Source organism: Actinocrinis puniceicyclus (assembly GCF_018283645.1).
Lineage (GTDB): Bacteria > Actinomycetota > Actinomycetes > Streptomycetales > Catenulisporaceae > Actinocrinis > Actinocrinis puniceicyclus.
The window spans coordinates 1-21,232 of the sequence record NZ_JAGSXH010000060.1; the positions used below are offsets into that span (position 1 = coordinate 1).

A 21,232-nucleotide genomic window follows, 5' to 3' on the forward strand; every position below is an offset into this window, starting at 1 on the left:
GAAACGGACATCCTCACCGTCACGCCGCGGACCGCCGGAAAGCAAACCCAGGACCCCCACACAGACCATCACCAGCCCGGACGTCGGCACCGACCCGCGGGAACCTCACACAGACTGACGCTCAACAGGCCTCCATGGCGAGTGCGATCACGGGTGTCGAGTCCCCGCTCGGCCGCATGGAGCGCCGCGTCGCCGGCCCGCGTGCTGGCCGACGGCGGCGGTCCGGCCAGGGCCGCGCCCGGTACCGCAGCGGCTGCGCGGGGCGTTACGGGCGTGCACGGTCACCTGGATCTCACAGCCGCGGCGTCGCTCGATGACGTGGCCGCCGCCGACCCGGTGCAGTTCGCCGATGACCCGGGCGGCCAGGCAGCCGCGGGACAGATCGCGCAGCCAGTGGCGGGCTTCCGCGGCTCCGTAGGCCAGCGACGCGATCAACAGGGGGCTCATGGTGGGTGGGTTCCTTGTGGGCGAAGGGAAGCTGTCACCCGTACAGAGCACCGAGGCGGCTATCCGACGACAAGCACCACGAAAAATCTTCAGCGCATTGTTCGTCGCCTCCGGATGCGGAGGATGGCCCGCCCAATCGTGGCTTGACGACTCGTCAGGAGGCCACCCTACCGGGCACGTCATCAGGTGAGAGCCCGAACGCCCGCGGAGTGTGCCGCCTGATTGCCCAAGCCATGATCTTGATATTTTCGTGCAACCACTGCTGCGTCGGATACGAGCTCGGTGGGGCTCGGCTCACACCTCTGCGGAGAGCCGCACGAGAGCGGCGGCGTGGCTGGCGCCGCCGCGGGCCCGCAACGGGATGTCATGGGTTCGCGCCCATCTGGCCATGTTGGAGGTGCTCATACCCTTCTCCCGGGCGAGGTCCGGCAAGGTACGGCACCGGATGACGTATTGCTCGTAGAGCCACTCCCGTCCGACGGTGCCTCGCCGCTTGTAATCCTGAGGACCCTCACGCAGGACGATTCCGTACTCCCCGGCGAGCCGGGCGAGGGTTTGGCGCGAGCATCCGACCAGTCGAGCGATCTGCCGCAGCGATTGGCGCTGGTCCCGGTACAGGCGGCTGAATTCGTCCGCGGGAAGGAGACTGCGCACTTCATGGCGGATCCGGCCGGTCGCCCGGGACTGGGAGGCCGTGAGTGCCGCGGCGGGCGCGGGATGCTCCTCCAAGGCGAACTGGACCGCGTCGGCAGTGGTGCCCAGGATCTGCGCTGCACTGCGCTGCGGGCGTCCCGCGGCGCGCACGAGCCGGTGTAGGTGCGGGATGTCGATGCGCTCCGGGTCGGGTCCGGGAAAGTCAAGACCGTCGAGCAGGTCGATGGGCGGCTGCCAGGCGACAGGTTCGCCGCGTACCTTCTGGCGGGCGAGGAAGTCGCGGGCCGCGTCGTCCAGGGCGGCGGCCAGTTCGGGTGTACGGACGATCGCGAACCGGGCGACCTGGGCTTTGAAGTCGGCCGGCTTCACCGCGGCGTCCGGCATGGCTGCGTAGGGCAGGCCGCTGATGCGCTGGAACAGCAAGCACTGCGCGACCTGCCGCCTGCGTCCCAGCCCGGGCGGCATTGAAATGCTGCGGCACAGCTCGCGCCATTGTCCGGTGGGCAGAAGGCCGGCGTAGTCGAGCGCACGGCGGCGCCGGTAGTCGATCGGCACGTCGTGAGCGTCCAGGTACTCGGCCAACTGGTCCAGCCCGGTGTGGATCGCGGTCCAGTGCGGGTCGTCGCGCAGCAGTTGCATGATCCGTGAGAGCGTCGGACCGTCGGTGGCCGAGCCCAGCAGGTCAGCGGCCTGGGCAAGCTCGATCCTGGCGCCGACCAGCAGGAGCATTCCGGACAGCACTGGCGCGAGGGTCTGGGGGTAGGCGCCGCCGGGCGGGCTTAGCCGCACGGCCCATGCCGGCCAGAGCGATCCGGGGATCTTGCGGGCTCGCCGTGATGACCGGGCCGTTTCTCCGGCCGGGCGGGTCGGCAGGGCGGAAACGGTGCGGTGGCGAAGCTGCTCGCCGGGCCGCATCGAGGGACCGAGGGCCGCCAGATGTACCGCCTTCAGCACCGGGCTGATCCCGCGTCCCCAGCTGTCGATGCTGGTGGCGCTGACCTGCCACTGCTTCTCTCTGATCATCTGTATCAGGGCGCGCATGGCATGGGCGGCATGCTGGACCGTGTCGTGCTCGAGGATCCCAAGGGCGGCGACGGCCGCCACGGCGGTGCTCGCGGCATGCGGCGGGGCCATGAAGCCCGGGCGGCCCTGCGCGCGGGCCTGGTCCCGGCGCAAGGCGAGGTGCGCGTCAACTACGTCGCCGGGCGCCAGGGACGACAGGTCGTCCGAAGCGACGTCGGCAAGCACCCGCCCGGCCAAGGCCCTGATATCTGTCAGCGCAGCCGGGGCCGGTTGCGGGTGGGCGCGGTAGGCGCCGAAGTCCGCCGTGCCGGACTCGATGACGGCCAGCAGCCGCCGCTGTGCCCGCAGGACCGGATGGTCGGCGGGCAGGACCGGTGACCGAGCTTGGGTCAGGTCGAAGTCGCAGCCGCCCGGAAACGCGTGCCCCTTGCGCCGGGGCGGCGGGGTGCTGCAATGGCCGGGTTGGGGAACCCGGTTGCCCGAGTACGGGCGCCGGCGCTGCACCCGACCGCAGCACGGGCAGGCGTCCGCAAGCAGACGGCAGTGGGCGAGGCAGGCGAACGACCAGCCCAGCCGCCACGTCAACATCCACCGGCCGCCGCTCTCGGCCAGGCACGCAGCGCAGAACCGGGAACCGGAGCCACGCCCCCACAGAGCCCGCCGGTTGACTTCGCGCTTGGCAACGTCCAAGCGCAGGGCGCGTTGATCGTAGTGGGCGAGCGTCATGCGCCCCAGCTGATCGGCACGGGTGCCCGTGACGTAGGCGACGGCACCTGCCTCCTCGCGGCTCAGCACGATCGTCCAGTCCGCGGGCAGGCCCCGCGCACGCTCCTCATCGCGAGCCTGCGCCGGGAGACCAAGAGCGCGCAACACATCTCCGAGCGGGGTGGCCAAGCGCGCGGCCAGGGCTTCGAGCCACGAGTCCAGCGCCTCGCCCGGCGCCGGGGCCACGCGGATCGGCAGCGTCCGCAGCCCGGTCACTGTTTGCGTGCCCGGCCCGGGGCGATCCGGGTCGTCATCCGCCCGGTTTCCAACGCGGCCTCCAACTCCTTACGGGCCTTTTCGGCGCCTGCGTCGTTCTTGACTCTGTCCATCAGTTCGCGGTCCAGACGCTCCGCGCCAGTGCGGATCGCCCGCTGGCAGCCGCGGTTGATCAGCGTCATGAGCGAGCCGATGTGGCCGGTGGTGCGGGCGAACAGGTAGTCCGACAGCTCATCGGCGATCATTCCGGGGAACGTGTCCGCCAACACCACGCGCTTCTCGATCGCCAGCAGCATGTTGCGCCATTGTCTGCGGCCCTGCGCTGTCTTGACTGTGAACGGCTTCATGGTCAGCAAGGTGGTGCGGCGCGCGGTCTGGTCCAGGGCCGGGTTGCCGGAGCCGATGTCGCCGAGCAGGCCCAGGGAGGCGAGATCTATGCCGATCACGACCAAGGTCACCGGGAAGTCGTTCGCGATCGTCTTGAGTTGATTCGACACCTCGGCGCGATTGGTCTTGCTCCTTTTGAGAAAGTGCAACTCGTCCAGAACGAGCAGTCTGCATTCGCAGGACAGTGCGCTGTCCAAAGCCCGGTGCTGGAAGTCCGCAGCGGTCCCGCGACGGGAGCCGGGGTGGGCGAAGAACTCCATCAGAGCGCGGTTGAGATCCCGCATGCCGGTGTTCCCGTTCAGGCTGATCCGGCACACCGGATGCCGCTCCTGGCCGGCACGGGTAAGCTCCCCCTTCTCGGCGATCTCCCTCCGGTGAAATGCCATAGCGAACGCGAGCGCCGTGGTCGTCTTGCCCAGGCCCGCGAGAGCGTCGAGGGCAATCCCGCCCTTGGCCTTCTCCCCGTCCTGTTGATTGCTGTCCACGATGTCCCACATGTCCTCGTGCACCTCGTCGAGCTGCGGCGTCCGAATCGGGCCGAGGTTCGCATGCCATACACGCCGCGCCACGTTGTAGGCCGCCAGGATGTCGTCCGCCATCTTCTTCATCTGCGTCCTACTGAGCCATTGCGGCTGCTCGCGTCGTGGCGCGAAGACGGCCCGCGCCCAGCCCTCCTTGCGCGCCAGCGACAGGTTCGCCGGGTCGCTGTCTTCCTTCCCGGCAGTCGGCTCAGCCTGCTCGCTCACACGTCGTCCAGCGCGTCGGCGTAGAAGTCCTCGGCCAGTTCCTCGAGGTCGACCTCGTCGTCATCGCCCTCCTCGGCCGCCGGCTCCGCAGTCGCAACGCTCTGCGCCGCACCACGCCGCCGTCCCGTGGGTTCCGGGGAGGCTGCGGTCTCTTCTTCGAGGTCTGGCAGGACGATGCCTGCCTGTTCGCGGGACAGACGCAGGGCTATGCGGCGTTCGGCTGGCGTCGTGCCCAGCCCGAGATTCCAGCGTTCGAGCAGGTCGGCGAGCGCGAGCCGATCATCCGGATAGGTGTATTTCGATGCGGCCAGCTTCCGGGCGAACGCCAAGGCGTCCTCGCTCAGCGCCATGTCCAATGACGCGGCGTGCTCCCATGTCAGCACGTGCCAGCGGCGCTGGTCGGGATCTCGGAAGTAGATCTTGGAGATGTCGTCGGGGTCCACCTGGAACGGCCAGTGCCCCCGCACCGTGTCTTTGCCCTCGTAGGCGCTCTCTTCGTTGCGGTACGGGTTGATTCCCGGCCCGTTGTAGCGCCGGCCTTTGAGCTCGACGCCGTAGTGCTGGATCGTGCGCCACTTGGTCTTGAGGAACTCGAAGCCCAAGTACGGGTCTCTCGGCACCTCGATGTAGCCAGCCCGCGCGACTCCATGCTCGAACATCTTCGCCGGGGACATCCGCAGGCCAGGCACACCGGGGTCGATCAGACTGCTGTGCGGCCGGTGGTGATATACCGTCGCGACCCATCGTCGGATCTTTTCCTCTAACTCGTCCAGGTAGAAGAACGCCTCGTCCTCGACGTTCTCACCACGCGAGAAGATGTCCGGTCCCTTATACCCGGGAAGCGCCTGGAGCAGATCTTCCCGCAGGGTTCTGAAAAAGCGCTCGATCGGCCCCTTGTCCCGGCCCGTGCGCAGCCGGGCTGGCTGGATCGATATCCCCATCCGACGGCACACACTGGTCAAGTGCTCGGAGACGTAGACCTTGCCGTGGTCGATCACGACGGTCTCTGGTGCGAGCGGCGGCGTGGCGAAGCCGGGTCCTTCGACCGCCTGCACATCGACCAGCAGCGTGCGGGGAAGACCGTGCTCTGGCCACACCGCGTACGATGGCCAGTCTTTCCCGGCTGGGCGCGGCCGGAACGCCTGATAGAGCACGGCACTGACATCGGCCGACTTCGTGGAAACCGGGGTCAGACGGATCCCGGTGATGCAGCGGGTGTACCAGTCCATGGCGACGCTCAACTCGGCCTGCACCCACCGCAGCGTGAACGGGTCGAACGCGAACACGTCCAACCGCGTGGTGTCCATCAGCAGGTATTCGCCTGGCCGGGTCGGGCGCAGCTTGCCGTAGACGCCCTCGGGCCGGCTGGCGATGTCCCGATTGCGCTTCGTGCTCAGTCGGAAGGTCGGGTGTCGGAGCTCCAGTACCACCAGGACTCGAAACGCAGTGGCGCGGCTGGGTTGGCGGACTACTCCCGCCCCGAACCTGGAGACCACCCGCGCGTTGGCGCGCTCGATCACCAGGGTACGTGAGGGTTTCGACTCGTCGGTGTGTTCGACCATGATCTCGAGTGCGGCTTCCACCCACCGCTGGTCAACGTCGGGAAGCTCCCGCCGACCCGTCGGCCGTTTCCCAGCCAGGCCAGACTCTCCGTTCTCCCGAAAAGCGGCGGCCCAGCGCCTAACGCTCAGATGGGTGACTCCCAGTTCCGCCGCCTTCGCCGCATAGCGTTCGCCCAGCGGCAGCGAAGGATCGAACTGCGGCCGCGGCTCACCTTCCCGCGCGAGCTGCGCACTGCCGCTGCGGTATCCCGTCAGCACCTCCCGCACATGCTCGGCGCGTTCGAGCAACCTCTTGCGGGCCGGCTCGTCGAGTTGCCCGAGCACAGCAAACGCGAGCTGGTCATCATCGGACTGCGGTCCCGGACCTTCCGGGATCACACTGGCGCGATCAGAGAACAGCAGCTCGCGCAACGCGATCCGCATCAGCCGGTCTCGACCGTCCCTGAGCACGACCTCGTTCCCCGCCGTCGTCGCCGCGAACTCGACAACACTGACTACGTCCCCGTCGAACTGAAACCGGGTGCCCACCCCCACCCGTACGGCCGCGCCTGTCACCGGGCTGCCACCTTCGAGATCGGCACCGTGCCCAGCGGGCGGTCCAGGTCGACTTTGATGACCCCTGACCACAGAAGATGAAGGACCGCCGCGCGCACCATCGGTTCAGCGTGATCGGGTAGCGCCCGCGCGGCCTCGGCAATCGTGAGCCCAGCCAATCCGCTGGTCTTCAACGCGTCCAGAAGCCCCGGATCGAAGAGCCATTGTCGGCGATAACCCGCCAGGAACCGAACATTCTCCAGGTACACGACGGGCGGCTCGCTCCACACCTCGTACCGCCAGCCGCGCTGCTCGACCGCGTACCGCGTCCACCGGAAGGTGAAGTCGACCTCCGGTTTGGCCAAGTGCTGCGTCGGCTTCACATCGACCACAACGGGGCCGCTGCCGGTCAACAACAAGTAGTCAGGGATATGCTTCCTCGCCCGGCGGCCCCCGACCTCAGCCCGCAGCAGGAAAGGCTGGGCGACGATGTGCCTGACCGTGGGATCGAAGTCCGCCAGCAGGAGCCGCGAGAGCTCCAGCCGGGACTCGTAGATGACGTGATCCTGCATCGTCGCAGACCAGTAAGTACCCGAATAGTGCTTCTGTCCCATGTACCACCGAAACGTCCGCCAGGGCACCGCGGACGCGAGCACGTCATCCGACGCGTCCTCCCAAGCCTGATCTTCGATGACCTTGTCGCCCTCGTACCGAGAACTCACCGTCACCGACTGCGGCACAAACCCGTCCACCATGGCAGCCCCCAGATCCACGCTCCGCTGCGTACTGGCCACAGTCCCACTGCGGCCATCGGGGGAAGGCAGGTATCCCGAGGCATCACACGATCGAGTGAAAGCTCTGACCTGGCCGTCTCAAGGCAGCGATATTTCTATCATTCAGATATCATTGATCTTGAGAAAATATCGCCACACTTGAGACCCTAAATGTAGGATCCGCGTTCCAGTGTCACATGCCGAGCTCTTGAGCTGGTTGTTCTCCCGGTTCCGCAGTCCTTGTCACCTTGATCGTTCCGTGGGTCGTGTCATTTCCCCCTACCGCGCCAGCTGGCTCACCTTCGTCGAGCCGGCGATCACAAAGGGGGTGCCTCGAATAGGTAGTCGTACACTTCGCGTAACCTCTCGTCGAAGAGGCCGCCCGGATCGGCCTCTGCCAGCAGAATCTCGTCGATCTCGGGCTTACCGAAGAGCACGACGGTCTTGGAGTTGACCGCTCGCCGGAATACGGCGCGGGCTCCGTCGTCGAATCCGGAGTGGGAGACGAACAGGCCGATCGTCGCCGGGCGTGGGTCGAGTTTCGCGAGGAACTCGCGTGCCTTTCCGCCGGTCATGGGCTTGGCGTACCAGCGCACCTCGCCCAGGATGTGCACACCGTTGCGGATCGCGGTGAAATCGTCGTCCTCGCCCGCGATGGTGATCTTCTTTGGGTGCCACCCGTGGTGCCCCAGTACATCGCGCCACAGCTTCTCGAACGCGATTCCGCGTGTCTGCGGGCTCTCAGTCCACGCCAGCAGGGATCGGTACGCGTCACGGTATCCGGCGCGTACCTGCGTCCCCTCGAACGTCGCGCGCAGCGCGGGCAGTTGCTCCTGTGCAATGCGTCCGTCGTGGTTCGCGCGGCCGCTGCCGTGCAGCGGTGCGTCCCTAAGCATGGTCTGCGCGGTGTCGGCGACGAAGTTGGTGCCCGGCACGTTGACCAGCCCGAGAACGTTTTCCTCGGCCAGGCCGAGGAGTTCCCGAACCTTTCGTGCACGCATGTCGCCTGGCGTGCTCAGGGTCCAGTCCTGGTCGAAGCCGTCACTCGCGTCCACCTGCTGCCACAGTTTGAATTTGCCACTGGGTTCGTCGATGAAGAAGAGGTAGAAGTCGAAGTCGCTGCTCAGCAGCACCAAGCTCGTGTCCTGCCCGATCCGGCGCCCATAGAGTGGAAACAAGCGTGACCGTTTGCCGAAAGACTCAAGCTCGCGTGCGACGGCGCCGAAGTTCGTCGCGACGGTGGCGGCGTAGGACCAGAGGAACGTCTCCGCGTAAGCCGTGACCTTCTGCTCAACATCTGCGGCAGCGCCGGTCATGACTGTCCTCTTCCAAATCGGTTGATGCGAGGAAGGCCAAGCAGTCCCTGCTGATGGGTGGTGGTGTGGACACGGCGCATTGATCTCGGTTGCCAGTAGTTGCCCGGTCGATGAATGATCACCGGACCATCTTGGCGAACCACACCGACAACCGGGGCACTCCGATCAGCGCCCATTCGCTGTCGGCGAACGCCTGCTCGTGCAGTGCGAGCCCCTCCTCGATGTATTACCGCCCACCACGTACAAGCTCGTCAGGCCACCCGACTACCCGAAACGCCGGACGAGGGACAACGCCGCGAGGAGTCGTCCGGTTGGTAGTTGACTCCCACAGGCACCAAGGTCAGCAGCGGGAATGATGAGGCCACAGTCAAGAGCTGGCTGGAGTCCCGTAGGTTTCGGCTACCTCGGCCCCAGTCCTCCGGCCGACATCTGGAGACGCCGCTCCTCGCCTGATGACCAGCTGCCGCTGTGGTCGGCACCACGCCAACCTTCCGCAGTCTGCGGATGTCCCGCTGGTCTTTCGGCCGACCGAGTTGTTCCTTGTAGGCAAGGACGTCGGCGAGCTGGGCGAACGGGAGTCCCTGGATGATCTCTGCTCGGTCAATCAGCTCAGTCGCGTTCCACTCGTCCGACACCCACCCGGCGGAGAACTGGATGCGGCCGTCGCAGAATTGGGAGATGCGGGCGCCGTTGACCTCGCCGATGGAGGGGACGCCATGTTGTTCGGCCAGGCGCCAGGTCTCGTTGCGGGCCACAATGTCCAAGTCCCAGATTTTCGGCCGAAGCCCCTTTGCCAGTAGAGGGCCGCTGCCAAAGATCACCATGTCGCCCAGGTCTAGGCCGAGCTTGTCGACGATGACAAGTAGGTTGTGGATGAGTGGATGCTCACGCAGGCGGGCGTGATGCGCCAGTTTAGACACTTTAAGCCTCCGGAGCGGTCTTCAGCGCGGATGTTCCGTCGGATGCAGGGCTGCGCTTGCCGTCGAGATGCTTCTGCGCCTTGCCGAGGGCGATGGCGAGCTCCGGCCGCTGCTCCGGAGTGGAATCTTTGAGCATGCTCCGGAGTCGGTCCGTGAAGGCCCGCTCCTTGATCCAGATAGCCAGCACCCGTGCCAACGCGACGATGAGCGAAACGCACGTGCCCCCGACTTCGACGTAGATCATGACGGGCCCCCGACTCCAAACTGCGGCAGCGGCGTTGTCATCTGCATGACCCGGCCGGTCAGCCGACCGTCATGAGGCCATCGGCGATGTTGCGCAGCGCTGACAGCTTGCGGATGGTGATCGCCTGTCGACCGGTATCGACGATGCCCGATGCCTTGAGCAGCCGGATGACTTTCTTGACCGACTCGAGCTTGTTCGCGCCTACTAGGGCAGACATCTCCTCCTGGCTCATCCGCAGCAGCGCGCTGTCCTCATCGAGTCTCTCGCCGACGCCATAGTCGACTAGTTCGATGAGAGCCTTGGCGAGCTGCTGTCCAATAGCGAGTTCCGATTCGGTGCGCTTGGTGTTCGCCCGGCGGGTCCGGATCGCTGTTGCAGCCCACAAGTCCAAGATGATGTGTGGATGGGCGAGGAGGAACTTCGTCCATGGGCCTTTAGGTAGGAACACGGCACTGACGTCGTTGAGAGCGATGATGCCCGCCGATCGCGGTTCCTCTGTGATCACGCCGATCTCGCCGACGATCGCGCCGGGTCCCCGAACATCGACAATCCGGCCGGGCTCGCCCTGCACAACCTTGACAAAGCCCTTTTTGATCAGCAGGGCGAAGTCGCCGGGCTCGCCCTCGAGGAAGAATGGCTGTTCGGCGGCACGGTTGAGCGGATGGCCGATGGACTCCATCTCGGCCAGCTCTTCTGCGGAGCAGAACGGTTGCTCTCGCCAGCGAAACGCTTCAGACATGCTTGAAAGTGTAATGCGACATGTTAGAAGAAGCAATAGTCTGCCTTGTAGAGGGTTTTACTACCCGTGCTACGCAGCGATGGCGTTGACGAGCATCTGTGGAACGGCGTCGAGCGCGGTATCGAGGAGATGCTCGATGGCGACGGCCGGTGATCCAGCTTGATCAACGTCGACCATGCCGGCCCAGGCTTCCGGTTCGTAGCGAGCGAGCGACGAGAGTGCGAGCGTCACGATCCACCAAGCCAGCAGCGGGTGCAGCGGCCGGTCCATCCCGGATACAGCGGGCAGCACCCACCAGTCGCCTCGGTAGCGGGTAGCGCAGCGCTGTTCCACCGTGGACACGTCGGGGCCGGGATCGGGACGTTCATCAGAAAGCTCGTCTCGAGTACCGAGTTCGTGAAACGGTATTCGACTGGCGGAGCGGGCGGGGGCGAACTGCTCCGCGGCTGCGAGCCTTGCAGCGTGGGATAGCCGGACAGGAAGTCGAGGAGCCGGTCACGGGACGGATCGTCCGCGAGGGTCACGGGCAATCCAGTGGGCCTGAACAGCGCCGTGAGGATTAGGGACCTGCCTACTCGTACTCTTCGGCGACCTCGGTGGCACGGGCTGGGGATACGAGCATCTTCTTCCGGTCGCGCAGACCTGAGTTGTACGCGGTGACGATGTTCTCGGCCAAAGGGAGGCTGCGGGAGTTCGAGCCGCCGCCTGAAGTGGTCATCCGAACTGCGTGCATCTTCCAATGACCCACGGGCGCCTTCTGGAGGGTCCTGCTTAGGCGGTCGAGCTGGACTGTGTCCCAGTTGGTATCGATGACCATCCCCACGGCCCGGATAGCCATGTTGTCCCAGGTGGTCCGGTCCTTTGTCCAAGCGTCGGCAAGAGTGTTCAGGACTTTAGGAAGTAGCCCTTCGCGCTTAGCGCCAACCGCCATGACGGCCTGGACAGCGCCAATCTGGTTGGCCGAAGTGCTCCCGGTTACTGTCAGACCGCAGGACAGCACCTCGTCGTCGATTCGGGTCACCAATTTGTCCTTGGCGGTCAGCGCCACCCGGTAGTTGTCGACTGGGCGGACTGCCTTTCGGTCGCGGTTGGCAGCCAGGAACAGCGCGGCTTCCTCGGAGCGAGTCAAGCCCTCATAGACCATGCAGTGACGGGTGAAATTCGGTCCGTGCTTCTCCGCAGCCACCCTCGTGGAGTGCTGGCCATCTAGCAAGTAGTACCGGCCGTCCTCACGCTTGGACACGATCGCGGCCAGCAGGACCGCAGGGTTCCAGATGCTTGCCAACTTATTGGCCCAAGAGCGCTGGTACATGCGCTGCGCATCCAGGGACGGGTCGATCTCCAGGAGGCCCACGGCGATCTTCTCGTGATACACGGGCCGGTCGTCCTGCGGTGGTACCACGTACTGCGGAGGCACCTTACTGCGCTGTTTGCCTGGGGACTTCTTCGCCAGAACGGCCTTCGTTGTCAATGGATTACCTCTCTGCGTTGACCCGGTTACTGACACAGAGTCAAGCATAGAAATCTCTCGCATGTCAATTTTTCTCGCATTGGTACATTTCTCGCACTAGTGGATTCCTCGCATCGGCGCGCTGGAGTGGGGCTACAGCCGCGAGACCTGTTCAGCTCGGCGCGAACCTTGAGCCGATCATTGTGGTTCTCGCCCGCCTGTCGTGGCGCCGGGAAAGCCAACGCGGGTGATCTTTGTGGCCTCGGCCTAAGCTTCCTGCTCGGCCTGTGACGCAGCGCTACGAAGCGTCAGGAGCTGGATCTGTGCCGCGGCAATCTTTAGGGGGCGGATCAGTTCAAGGCCATGTTCGCTGCCCGTGTCGTCGAGTGACCTGGTGCTCGTTGAGGACCCTTGCGATGGACGCATGGGCTACGGGCTCGCGGCGCCCTGGTCAGCGTTTTGGTCAGAAGGTTTACGAAGGTGCGCCGCGTGGCTTCCTCCTCCTGGAGGACGCATCGGAATGCCGTAGGCATGAGCCCTGTCGAGAATGACGGAAATGCTCGTGCCCTTCTCCCGGGCGATCTCGCCCGGTGTTCGGCGCAGCTCGACGTACTGCTCGACGAGCCATTCCCGGTCGATGTCGTCGTAGCGTCGGTGGTGGACGGTGCGCATCGGGATGCCGTACTCGCCGGCCAGTCGTGCGACCATCGCGCGTGTGATCCCGTAGGCGTTTCCGATGGACTGGGCCGATTGGTACTCGTCGAGATAGCGGCGTCTGAGCTCGTGCTCTGGGAGCAGTTGGCGGGCGACCCGCATGCGTTGCCCGGTGGCACGCGCCTGGGTAGCGGTCTTGGGCGCCATGGGGGCCGGGTGTTCGGTGAGAACGTCGCGGATCGTCTCGATTCTGCTGCCGAGGGCGTCGGCGGCGAATCGTGCGGGGTAGCGACGTCCCTGGACAAGCTTGTGGAGGTGAGCGATGTCGATGTCTGCGGGGTCGGTTCCGGGAAGGTCGATGCCGTCGAGCAGGGCGATCGGTGGATTCCAGACGACGGGTTCGTCTTCTGCGCCCTGGGTGGCGAGGAACTCGCGCGCGACCGCGTCGAGCGCATCGGCGATTTCCGCCGGCCGTACTTCGATGAACCGTTCGCACTCGGAGCGAAATGGTGTCTGCTCGGTGGCGGGGAAGCCTGGGGCTGCGTCGATGGGCAGGGCGCTGATGCGGTGGAACAGGACGCATCGTGCAACGCGGGCCCGCAACTCACCTCCGGCGGGGTAGCCGATGGTGCGACACAGACCGGTCCACTGGGTACTGGGGAGTAGGTCGCGGTAGTCCAGTCGACGGCGCCGTTCGTAGTCGATCGCTATATCAGATTCATCGAGGAAGTCGGCCAGGCGGTCCAGGGCGACCGTCGCTGCGTCCCAGCCCTGCCGCTCTTGCAGCAGCTGCAGCAAGCGGGACACGGTCGGAAGGTCGGTGACCGAGCCGAGCATTGCTGCGGCGGCGTTCATGGTCAGCCCGCTGCCGACGAGCAGCGTTGCCGCGGCCCAGGCCGGTGCGAGGACACGGGAGTAGACCCCGGGTGGGCTCAGTCGCACCTGCCACGCTGTCCAAAAGACGCTGGGCAGTGCGCGGGCGCGGCTGTTGAGCTGCAGCTCGTCGGCCCTTTCTCGCGCGGGGAAGGCAGAGGTGCGCATCCGGAGCTGATCGCCAGGGCGCAGGGTCGGACCGAGTGCGGCGAGCTGTATCGATCGCAAGACCGGGCCGGTGCCCCGGCCCCACGTGACGATCGTGGTGACGGTGGCCTTCTCGGCGCCTTCGCGGCATGAATCGATCAATTCTCGCATCGCTCTGGCCGCTGCGGACCGCGATTTGGTGCCGAGGATCCGCAGCGCTGCGGTGATTGCGATCGCGGTGGTTGATGCGGTCGGCGGGGCCATGAACCCAGGGCGGATCAAGGTCTTGCGCTGGGGGTCACCCCCGGAATCGTGTGAAGCGGCGTCAGCGTCCAGGATGTCCAGGGGAACCCACGCCGACAGCTTCGGAGCCGTGATGTTGGCGAGCACTCTGCCGGCAACGGCCCGCACTTCGGAGAGAGCGACGCTGGCAGGCTGGGGAAGTCGTCCGTAGAGCCCGAATACGGCCCGGTCGGCGTCGATGGTCTCAAGCACAAGTCTTTGCGCCGTGAGCGCGGGGTGGTCCTCAGCGAGGCGGAGCGTGCGGGTCGTGCTTAGCTCATGGCCGCATCCGGAGGTGGGCTCCGCGCGTTTTGATGGCCAGCTCCCGCATCGTCCCGGTATGGGCAAACCGTCGCGTGAAAACATCATCTGACGCGGTGTCCTCATGCACTTCGGACACAGGTCTGCCAGCAGGCGGCCGTGTCGCAGGCAGGCGAATGACCATCCCAGGCGCCAGGTCAGCTGCCATCGGCCGCCGCTGTCCGCGAGGCAGTCCGGACAATAGCGAGAGCCGCTACCCCGTCCCCATAGGCGCTTTCTGTTCACCTGCCGCGTCTCCGAGTCGATCAGCAACGCCCGGCCTTGAAAACGCATCAGCGTCATGCGGTGAAGAACGCTCTGATCCGTGCCGGTCGCGTGGGCAATCCCCGCCGCTTCGTGCTCACGCAACGCGATAGTCCAGTCATTGGGCACGTCCGGATTGCGGCTCTTATGCTTCGTGCGCGCCGACAGGTCGAGATCCTGCAGCACGTCGCCGTAGCGGACCTGCATGCGGTGAGTCAGCGCCTCCAACCAGGAGTCAAGCGCCTCTCCGGGCAGCGGTGCGATGCGGATCGGGAAGGTGCGGACCACAGCCGTCAGCCCTGCTTTCTGTGGTTCCTCGGCCTGCTGGTCTTCATGCCGCTCGCTAGCAACTCCTCCCATTGCGCCTGCTGCTCCCGCGCGGCCCTGTCGGGTTTGACGTGGGTGAGAAGGTCGGGCGTCAGGCGCTCTTCGCCGGTGCGGATGGCCCGCAGACAGGCCCGCTTGACCAGCGTCATCAGGGAGCCGATGTGGCCGCTGCAGCGCGCGTAGAGGTGGTCGGACAGGTCGTCGGCCAGCATGCCCGGGTACTTGTCAGCCAGCACCACGCGCTGTTCCAGGGAGAGCAGGAAGCTGCGCCACTGCATGCGCCCGGCTTCGTTTTTGATCGTGAACGGGGCCAGTTCGAGCGGGGTGATCCGGCGCTCGAGCTGCGGGTCCTCGTACAGGCCCTTTTTGCGCAGGTCGTAGCCGATGAACAGGATCATCAAGGGGAACTCGTTGGCGATCGTCTTGAACTGGTTGGCCAGCTCGGTCCCGCGTATCGAGCGGAACCGCAGGAACTGCAGATCATCTACTAGCAAGAGCCTTGATTCGCAGGAGACGGCGCAGTCCAGGGCCCGGGAAAGGAACGAGTTCGCGGTCCCGCTGTTGCGCCCGGAATGGGCGAAGAACTCCAGCATCGCCCAGTTGAAGTCCTTGACCGTTGTGTCGCCCATCATGCCGACCCGGATCACCGGCCACCGCTCGTGACCCGCGGCGGTAAACCGGCCGTGCTGGCGGATCAGGTCGTTGTGCACGCGCTTGGCGAAGGAGAGACCGACGGTGGTCTTGCCCAAGCCAGGGAACGCGTCAACCGCAGCCATGCCCTTGGCCTCCCAGTTCGGCTGGTCCAGCCCGGCTTCGAGGACGTCAGTTAGATCCGCTATGAGCCCATCGGCCTGCACCGTTTTGATCGGTCGTAGGTTGGCCAAGAACCTGCGACGTGCGAGATCGTGCTCTTCTTTCGCTGCTGGCCCCAAGGCCTTGAGTTCGACCATCGTCATGTCGGGCGGGCGTGGATAGTCCGGCGCCTCGGCGAACGCCGCGAACCCCTCCTTCCTGGTCAAGGTCAGCTCATCGAGGCGTAGGGACTTCCACGCCGGATCCTCCGGCACTGCGGTATCGGGTTTCGGCCTGCTCACAGGTCCTCCAGCGCTTCGGCGTAGAAGGCGTCCTCGTCCAAGTCCTCGGGCTCGAGTTCCGAACCGCCCTCGTCCTCTTCGAAATCAGCCTCGTCATCGTCGCCGTATAGGTCCTGCTGCGGCGCCGACAACGCTCGTCGGCGCGCGGGCTCATCAAGCGCGATGGCGAACGCCGCCTGGTCCCGGGCTGCTCGTAGTGCCATGCGACGCTCGGCCAGTGTCATCCCCTGTCCGAGGTTCCAGCGCTCAAGCAGGACCTTGACCGCGAGGGCATCGCTCGGGTGCTCAAACCGTTCGGCCGCCAGCTTCCTACCGAACTCGAGTGCGTCCTCGCTGAGCGGGAAGTCACGCTCGGCCGCGTGCTCCCAGTCCAACTGATGCCATTTGCGGTCCAGGTCCCGGAAGTAGGCGTGGTCGACGTCGTCCGGGTTGACCTGGATTGGCCACTTCCCGTTCAGATACGGGCTTGGGCGCCCATCGCGGTAGAGCCCCTCGCCGTTGTAGCGCCGCCCGTCGATCTCCACTCCGTAAGGCTGGATGGTGCGCCACTGCGTCTCGAGGAACTCCAGCGCGAGGTACGGGTCGCGCGGCACCTCGATGTACCCAGCGCGTGCGACGCCGTGCTCGAACATCTGCGCCGGACTCATGCGCAGGCCCTTGATGCCTGGGTCTCCGAGACTCGAGTGCGGCCTGCGATGGTAGGTGGCCGCGACCCATTGGCGAATCCGGTCGAATAGTTCGTCGATGTAGTAGAAGGCTTCGCGTTCCGGATGTTCGCCGCGGGCGAACAGGTCCTGGCCCTTGTAGCCGGGCAGCCTGTGCAGCAGATCCTCTCTCAAGGTTCTGAAAAACCGCTCGATCGGGCCCTTGTCCCGGCCCGTCCGCAGCCGCACCGGCTGGATGGAGATGCCCATCCGGGCGCACACGCTGCGCATGTGCTCAGAGACGTAGATCTTCCCGTGGTCGATGACGATGGCCTCGGGTGCCAGCGCGGGACCAGCGGCCTTCGCCATCGGCCCGTCGATTGCGGACGGATCCAGCACCACCGTGCGGGGGATGCCGTGCTCGGGCCAGACCGCTTCGGCCGGCCAGTGCGGCAGGACCGGCAGCGGCCGGTAGGCCTGGAAGAGGACCGCGGCCGCGTCCACGGCCTTCGTGGACACGGGGGTCAGACGCGCCCCGACGATGCACCGGGTGTACCAGTCCATGGCCACGGTCAATTCGCAGTTGATCCACCGCAGGGTCGCCGGATCCAAGGCGTACACATCGAGCCGGGTGGTGTCCATCAACACGTACTCGCCTGGCCTCGTCGGGCGCAGCCGCCCGAACACGCCGCGGGGCCGGGCCGCGATGTCCCGGTTGTGCTTAGTGCTCAGCCGGAACGTGGGATGCTGCCTCTCCAACTCGGTCAGCGCGTCATAGGCCTTCGTCCGGCCCGGAACCTCCACTGCCCCTTCCCCGAACCGGGCGACGACCCTGGCCTCGGCTTGCTCGAGCACCGTCTTGCGCATCGGCTTGGACTGGCCCGTGTACTCCTTGAGGATCTCGGCCATCACCTCCACCCATCGGACATCACACCGGTCGAGGACTGTCGGCACACGGATGGATCCGGCAAGGCCTGCCTCACCCAACCGCCTCGTCGCGACGACCCACCGGTACACCGTGCGCCAGTGCACCCCCAACTCGGCTGCCTTCGCCTCATAGCGCGCCATCTGTGGGAGCGAGGGATCGTACCCCGGGCGAGGTTCACCTTCCCTGGCCAGTTCGGCGGAGCCGGACTTGTACCCCGTGCACACCTCCCGCGCGTGCTCCGCCCGCTCAACCAGCCAGTCCCGCTTCTTGGAGTCGATCTCTTCGAGGAGCGAGAGCGTCGCCGAGGCCAACTCGTCCGCGCCGTCACCGGATGGCCCCGGACCGTCAGCCACGATCCGCACACGCTCGGAGAACAGCAGTTCCTTGACCGAAACCCGCAGGTACTGCCCACGAGCACTGCGCAGCACCACGTCGGTTCCGATCTGGCGCGCCGCGAACTCCACGACCTCGACCATCTCGCCGTCGTGGACCAAGCGGGTGCCCACCTCGAGCCGCGTTGCCCCTCGGCTCACGACGCTCTCCGCACAATGCTTCCGCGTGAGAGCACGCGATCGAGATCAGTGGTCAAGCGCCCAGTCCACAGCAGATGCAGCACGGCCGAGCGCACCAGTCTTGTATCAGCCTGCTCAGTCGCTTCGAACGCATCTTCCAGGGCCATCCCGGTCACGACACCCGAGCGCACCCACTTCAAAAGCGCGGGATCGAAGAGCGCGGACCTGCGGTAGCCGGCCAGGAACCGTAGATTTTTCAGCCGTATCGGCGGAGGCTCGCTCCACACCTCATAGCGCCAACCGTGGTCGTCGACGATGCCTCTCGCCCAGCCGAGCGCGAACGCCACGTCTTCCTTGGCCAGCTTTGATGCGGGCTTCACGTCCACGACCAGGGGCCCAGACCCCGTCATCAGAAGGAAGTCGGGGACATGGCGGCGCACGGCACCATCGACCTCGGCCGTCATCAAGAACGGCTGCGCAACGATCCGGGAGACCTTCCGATCAAAGTCCGCGAATAGAAGCCGCGCTAACTCCAGCCGGGACTCGAAGATCACATGCGCCTGCTCGGTCGCCGACCAGTACGCCCCTGAATAGTGCCGCTGCCCGAAGTGCCAGCGAAACGTCCGCCACGGCCCGGCCGCAAGTAGCGCGTCCAACGGCGCGGCACTGAACTCACACGCGACTGCTTCCGAACCACATGGGTCCTTGGCGCGTATGAAGGCACTCGACATTGCTATCCGACCAGACATCCCGCCTCGCATCATGGCTTCGCTCAACGACGACGGGCCACGATCCCGCGCCACGACGCGGAGGACACCAAGAACGGCCCGGGCCTCACCCGATCGAGTGAGGCCCCTGACTAGGATGTCCGCGGGATATGCCAAAACTGCTATCCGGCTGACATGGAGTCGCGGATTCTGACACCGGATTGCGGACCCTACACTAAAGCCGGGGTCAACTCTGAGCCATGTCCACGAAGCGGGAGTAGTGGCCCTGGAACGCGACCGTGATCGTGGAGGTGGGTCCGTTACGGTGCTTGGCCACGATCAGGTCGGCCTCGCCGGCGCGGGGCGACTCACGCTCGTAGGCGTCCTCGCGGTGCAGCAGGATGACGACGTCGGCGTCCTGCTCAAGGGAGCCGGACTCGCGCAGGTCGGACATCATGGGGCGCTTGTCGGTGCGCTGCTCGGGACCACGGTTGAGCTGCGCGATCGCGATGACCGGCAGTTCGAGTTCCTTGGCCAGCAGCTTGAGCGCACGCGACATCTCGGAGACCTCCTGCTGGCGGCTCTCCGGGCGGCGTGAACCCCCGGTGGACATCAACTGCAGGTAGTCGACGATCACAAGGCGCAGGTCGTGACGCTGTTTGAGACGGCGGCACTTGGCCCGGATCTCCATCATCGACATGTTGGGCGAGTCGTCGATGAACAGCGGAGCGGCCGACACCTCGCCCATCCTGCGGGCCAGGCGCGCCCAGTCCTCGTCGGTCATCGTGCCGGAACGCATGTGGTGCAGGGCCACCCGGGCCTCCGCGGACAGCAGGCGCATGGTGATCTCGTTGCGGCCCATTTCGAGACTGAAGATCACACTGGTCAGGCCGTTGCGGATCGAGCAGGATCGAGCCAGGTCCAGGCCCAGCGTCGAGTTGTGCGTCGGAATCCAGGTCGGGCCCGCCAGATACAGGTGGTCGTCGTTGTCGACCTGCACGCATCGCACCGGGACGGAAGCGATCGCTCGCACGTCCGTGATGTATCGCAGGCCCGTGCTCGGATCGTCCCGTCCGCTTTGGCGCACAACCTTCCGGGGCACTCGAAAGACCTTCTCGGAAGGCGTGAAGGCGACGGTGTGCGTGGCCGAACCGCCATGGTCGCGCTCGGCGCCGGGCCAGGTCGTCATCGTGGACTTGTAGCCGAGGCTCAGCACCAGTTCCCAGATGTCGCGCGCGAACCTCGGATGGGTCGCCGAGATGTGGACAGCGCCGGTCTCATCGACCTCGCCCTCGGTGTCGAGCAGGCCGGCGAGCAGATCGCGGCGCTGCGACTCAGAGGCTCGAAGATACTCGCCGGGGATGTGCTTGTCGCCGAGAACGCCCATGCTGCGCAAGAGCTCCGGCACCGTGCCGGCCTCGCCGGGACGGCACGTCTGACAGCGCGTCAGCTCAACTGATGAGCCCGCGCAGGCCTCGCACCAACGCTCCGCAACCGCGGCGAGCGTCCCATCCGTGGCGGCCGCGAAACCTTCGGCCGCGAGCTGCTCGACGATCTGTGGGTCGTCGATGTCGATGCGTGCGGCGCCCGATGCGGCGCCCGCCCGGCTGCGCCCCAGCCAGACGCCGAGCGCGTACGGCGACAACGGAAGATCCCGCCCGGGCAGTTTCGCCGCGGCCGCGACGGCGACAGCGTGGTCCGGCCGGCTTCCGGGAAGATCGCGGCGCAGGGTGTCAGCGAGCTGCCTGGTCGTCTTCACGCACGCAGACGTCTGTGTCTGCGTCGGCCACTGATGCAGTGCATCGGCGACCAGGACGGTGCCGTCGGAGAACTCGACCTCGTAGCACGGGCGGTCAGTCATGGCATCGGTCGCCGCGACCACACGAGTGGGGCGGCCGTCCGCGCCCAGCAGCCAGTCGCCGACCTGAACGACGCCCATCGTGGTCCAGCCGGTCGGCGTCGGCAGCGGTGTGTCGAGCGCCAGCGCCTTACCGATGGCCGGACGCGCCGCGATGATGATCATCTGGCCCGGGTGCAGGCCGTTGGTCAGCTGGTCGAGATCGGTGAAGCCGGTTGGGACGCCGGTCATCTGGCCCGAGCGGTTGGAGATCGACTCGATCTCGTCGAGCGCGCCCTCCATGATGTCCGCCAGCGGGGCGTAATCCTCTCCGGCGCGCTGCTCGGTGACGCCGTAGATCTCGGCCTGCGCGCGATTGACGATCTCGTCGAGGTCCGCGCCGTCGGTCGCGTAGCCCATCTGCGTGATCCGGGTCCCCGCCTCGACCAGGCGGCGCAGGATCGCGCGCTCGCGCACGATCACCGCGTAATACCCCGCGTTGGCCGCGGTGGGCACCGAGGACATCAGCGTGTGCAGGTACGGCGCACCGCCGACCCGGGTCAGCTCGCCGCGCTTGGTCAGCTCAGCGGAGACGGTGACGGCGTCGGCGGGTTCGCCCCGCCCGTAGAGGTCGAGGATCGAGTCGAAGATCAGCTCGTGTGCCGGCTTGTAGAAGTCCCGGCCCTTGACGACGTCGATGACGTCCGCGATAGCGTCCTTCGACAGCAGCATGCCGCCGAGGACGCCTTGCTCGGCCGCCAGATCCTGAGGCGGCGTCCGGTCATATGACGAGCGAGCGCCACCATAACCCGTCGGCGGACCGGGATCGCCCAGGCCGTCGTCGGGGGGTTCGGGGACGCCGTCCGGGCCGTTGAAGGCGGACACAG

Annotated in this window: 16 protein-coding genes; all 16 read right to left on the reverse strand. The window is 66.1% G+C overall.

Going from position 1 to position 21,232, the window contains the following annotated elements; translation table 11 throughout:
* Positions 1-147 precede the first annotated feature (147 nt).
* Positions 148-447 carry a hypothetical protein gene (locus KGA66_RS17040; protein ID WP_211469128.1) on the reverse strand — a complete coding sequence of 100 codons (300 nt, stop codon included), beginning with the start codon at positions 445-447 and terminating at the stop codon, positions 148-150.
* Positions 448-741: 294 nt separating this feature from the next.
* Positions 742-3,105, reverse strand: a complete 2,364-nt coding sequence (locus KGA66_RS17045; RefSeq protein WP_211469129.1) for a TniQ family protein — start codon at positions 3,103-3,105, stop codon at positions 742-744.
* Positions 3,102-4,091, reverse strand: coding sequence for an AAA family ATPase (locus KGA66_RS17050; RefSeq protein ID WP_211469130.1), 990 nt, complete (start codon positions 4,089-4,091; stop codon positions 3,102-3,104). Before KGA66_RS17050 ends, KGA66_RS17045 begins: the two co-directional genes overlap by 4 nt.
* A gap of 143 nt (positions 4,092-4,234) precedes the next feature.
* Positions 4,235-6,355, reverse strand: coding sequence for a TnsB C-terminal domain-containing protein (locus tag KGA66_RS31660; RefSeq protein WP_211469131.1), 2,121 nt, complete (start codon positions 6,353-6,355; stop codon positions 4,235-4,237).
* The gene (locus KGA66_RS17060) at positions 6,352-7,107 is read right to left on the reverse strand and encodes a TnsA-like heteromeric transposase endonuclease subunit (RefSeq protein ID WP_211469132.1); all 756 of its coding nucleotides are present in this window, start codon (positions 7,105-7,107) and stop codon (positions 6,352-6,354) included. Before KGA66_RS17060 ends, KGA66_RS31660 begins: the two co-directional genes overlap by 4 nt.
* A gap of 317 nt (positions 7,108-7,424) precedes the next feature.
* Positions 7,425-8,423: a restriction endonuclease gene (locus KGA66_RS17065; protein WP_211469133.1), complete on the reverse strand. Its 999-nt coding sequence runs from the start codon at positions 8,421-8,423 to the stop codon at positions 7,425-7,427.
* A 251-nt stretch (positions 8,424-8,674) separates the two neighbouring features.
* Positions 8,675-9,343 (reverse strand): hypothetical protein, encoded by a 669-nt coding sequence (locus KGA66_RS17070; RefSeq protein ID WP_211469134.1) that lies wholly within the window; start codon positions 9,341-9,343, stop codon positions 8,675-8,677.
* Between the two features lies 1 nt (position 9,344).
* Positions 9,345-9,587: a hypothetical protein gene (locus KGA66_RS17075; RefSeq protein WP_211469135.1), complete on the reverse strand. Its 243-nt coding sequence runs from the start codon at positions 9,585-9,587 to the stop codon at positions 9,345-9,347.
* Positions 9,588-9,645: 58 nt separating this feature from the next.
* Positions 9,646-10,326, reverse strand: coding sequence for a Crp/Fnr family transcriptional regulator (locus tag KGA66_RS17080; RefSeq protein WP_211469136.1), 681 nt, complete (start codon positions 10,324-10,326; stop codon positions 9,646-9,648).
* A gap of 69 nt (positions 10,327-10,395) precedes the next feature.
* Positions 10,396-10,668 carry a YaaC family protein gene (locus KGA66_RS17085; protein WP_211469137.1) on the reverse strand — a complete coding sequence of 91 codons (273 nt, stop codon included), beginning with the start codon at positions 10,666-10,668 and terminating at the stop codon, positions 10,396-10,398.
* Between the two features lie 229 nt (positions 10,669-10,897).
* Positions 10,898-11,701 carry a DUF6551 family protein gene (locus KGA66_RS17090; RefSeq protein ID WP_211469138.1) on the reverse strand — a complete coding sequence of 268 codons (804 nt, stop codon included), beginning with the start codon at positions 11,699-11,701 and terminating at the stop codon, positions 10,898-10,900.
* Positions 11,702-12,205: 504 nt separating this feature from the next.
* Entirely contained in the window at positions 12,206-14,584 is a 2,379-nt protein-coding gene (locus KGA66_RS17095; protein ID WP_211469139.1) for a TniQ family protein, read from the reverse strand.
* Between the two features lie 5 nt (positions 14,585-14,589).
* Positions 14,590-15,717 (reverse strand): TniB family NTP-binding protein, encoded by a 1,128-nt coding sequence (locus KGA66_RS17100; protein ID WP_211469140.1) that lies wholly within the window; start codon positions 15,715-15,717, stop codon positions 14,590-14,592.
* Positions 15,714-17,822 (reverse strand): TnsB C-terminal domain-containing protein, encoded by a 2,109-nt coding sequence (locus KGA66_RS17105; RefSeq protein ID WP_211469141.1) that lies wholly within the window; start codon positions 17,820-17,822, stop codon positions 15,714-15,716. The genes KGA66_RS17100 and KGA66_RS17105 overlap by 4 nt, the downstream gene beginning before the upstream one ends.
* On the reverse strand, positions 17,819-18,577 hold the full coding sequence (locus tag KGA66_RS17110; protein WP_211469142.1) for a TnsA-like heteromeric transposase endonuclease subunit: 759 nt from the start codon (positions 18,575-18,577) through the stop codon (positions 17,819-17,821). Before KGA66_RS17110 ends, KGA66_RS17105 begins: the two co-directional genes overlap by 4 nt.
* A gap of 178 nt (positions 18,578-18,755) precedes the next feature.
* The gene (dnaB, locus tag KGA66_RS17115; protein ID WP_312886956.1) at positions 18,756-21,230 is read right to left on the reverse strand and encodes a replicative DNA helicase; all 2,475 of its coding nucleotides are present in this window, start codon (positions 21,228-21,230) and stop codon (positions 18,756-18,758) included.
* Positions 21,231-21,232: the final 2 nt, after the last annotated feature.

Bases quoted from the DNA above. Each gene is read 5' to 3' on its own strand.
- KGA66_RS17075 (WP_211469135.1), bottom strand. From the start codon at position 9,587: ATGATCTACGTCGAAGTCGGGGGCACGTGCGTTTCGCTCATCGTCGCG.
- KGA66_RS17050 (WP_211469130.1), bottom strand. From the start codon at position 4,091: ATGGCGGACGACATCCTGGCGGCCTACAACGTGGCGCGGCGTGTATGG.
- KGA66_RS17040 (WP_211469128.1), bottom strand. From the start codon at position 447: ATGAGCCCCCTGTTGATCGCGTCGCTGGCCTACGGAGCCGCGGAAGCC.
- KGA66_RS17080 (WP_211469136.1), bottom strand. From the start codon at position 10,326: ATGTCTGAAGCGTTTCGCTGGCGAGAGCAACCGTTCTGCTCCGCAGAA.
- KGA66_RS17065 (WP_211469133.1), bottom strand. From the start codon at position 8,423: ATGACCGGCGCTGCCGCAGATGTTGAGCAGAAGGTCACGGCTTACGCG.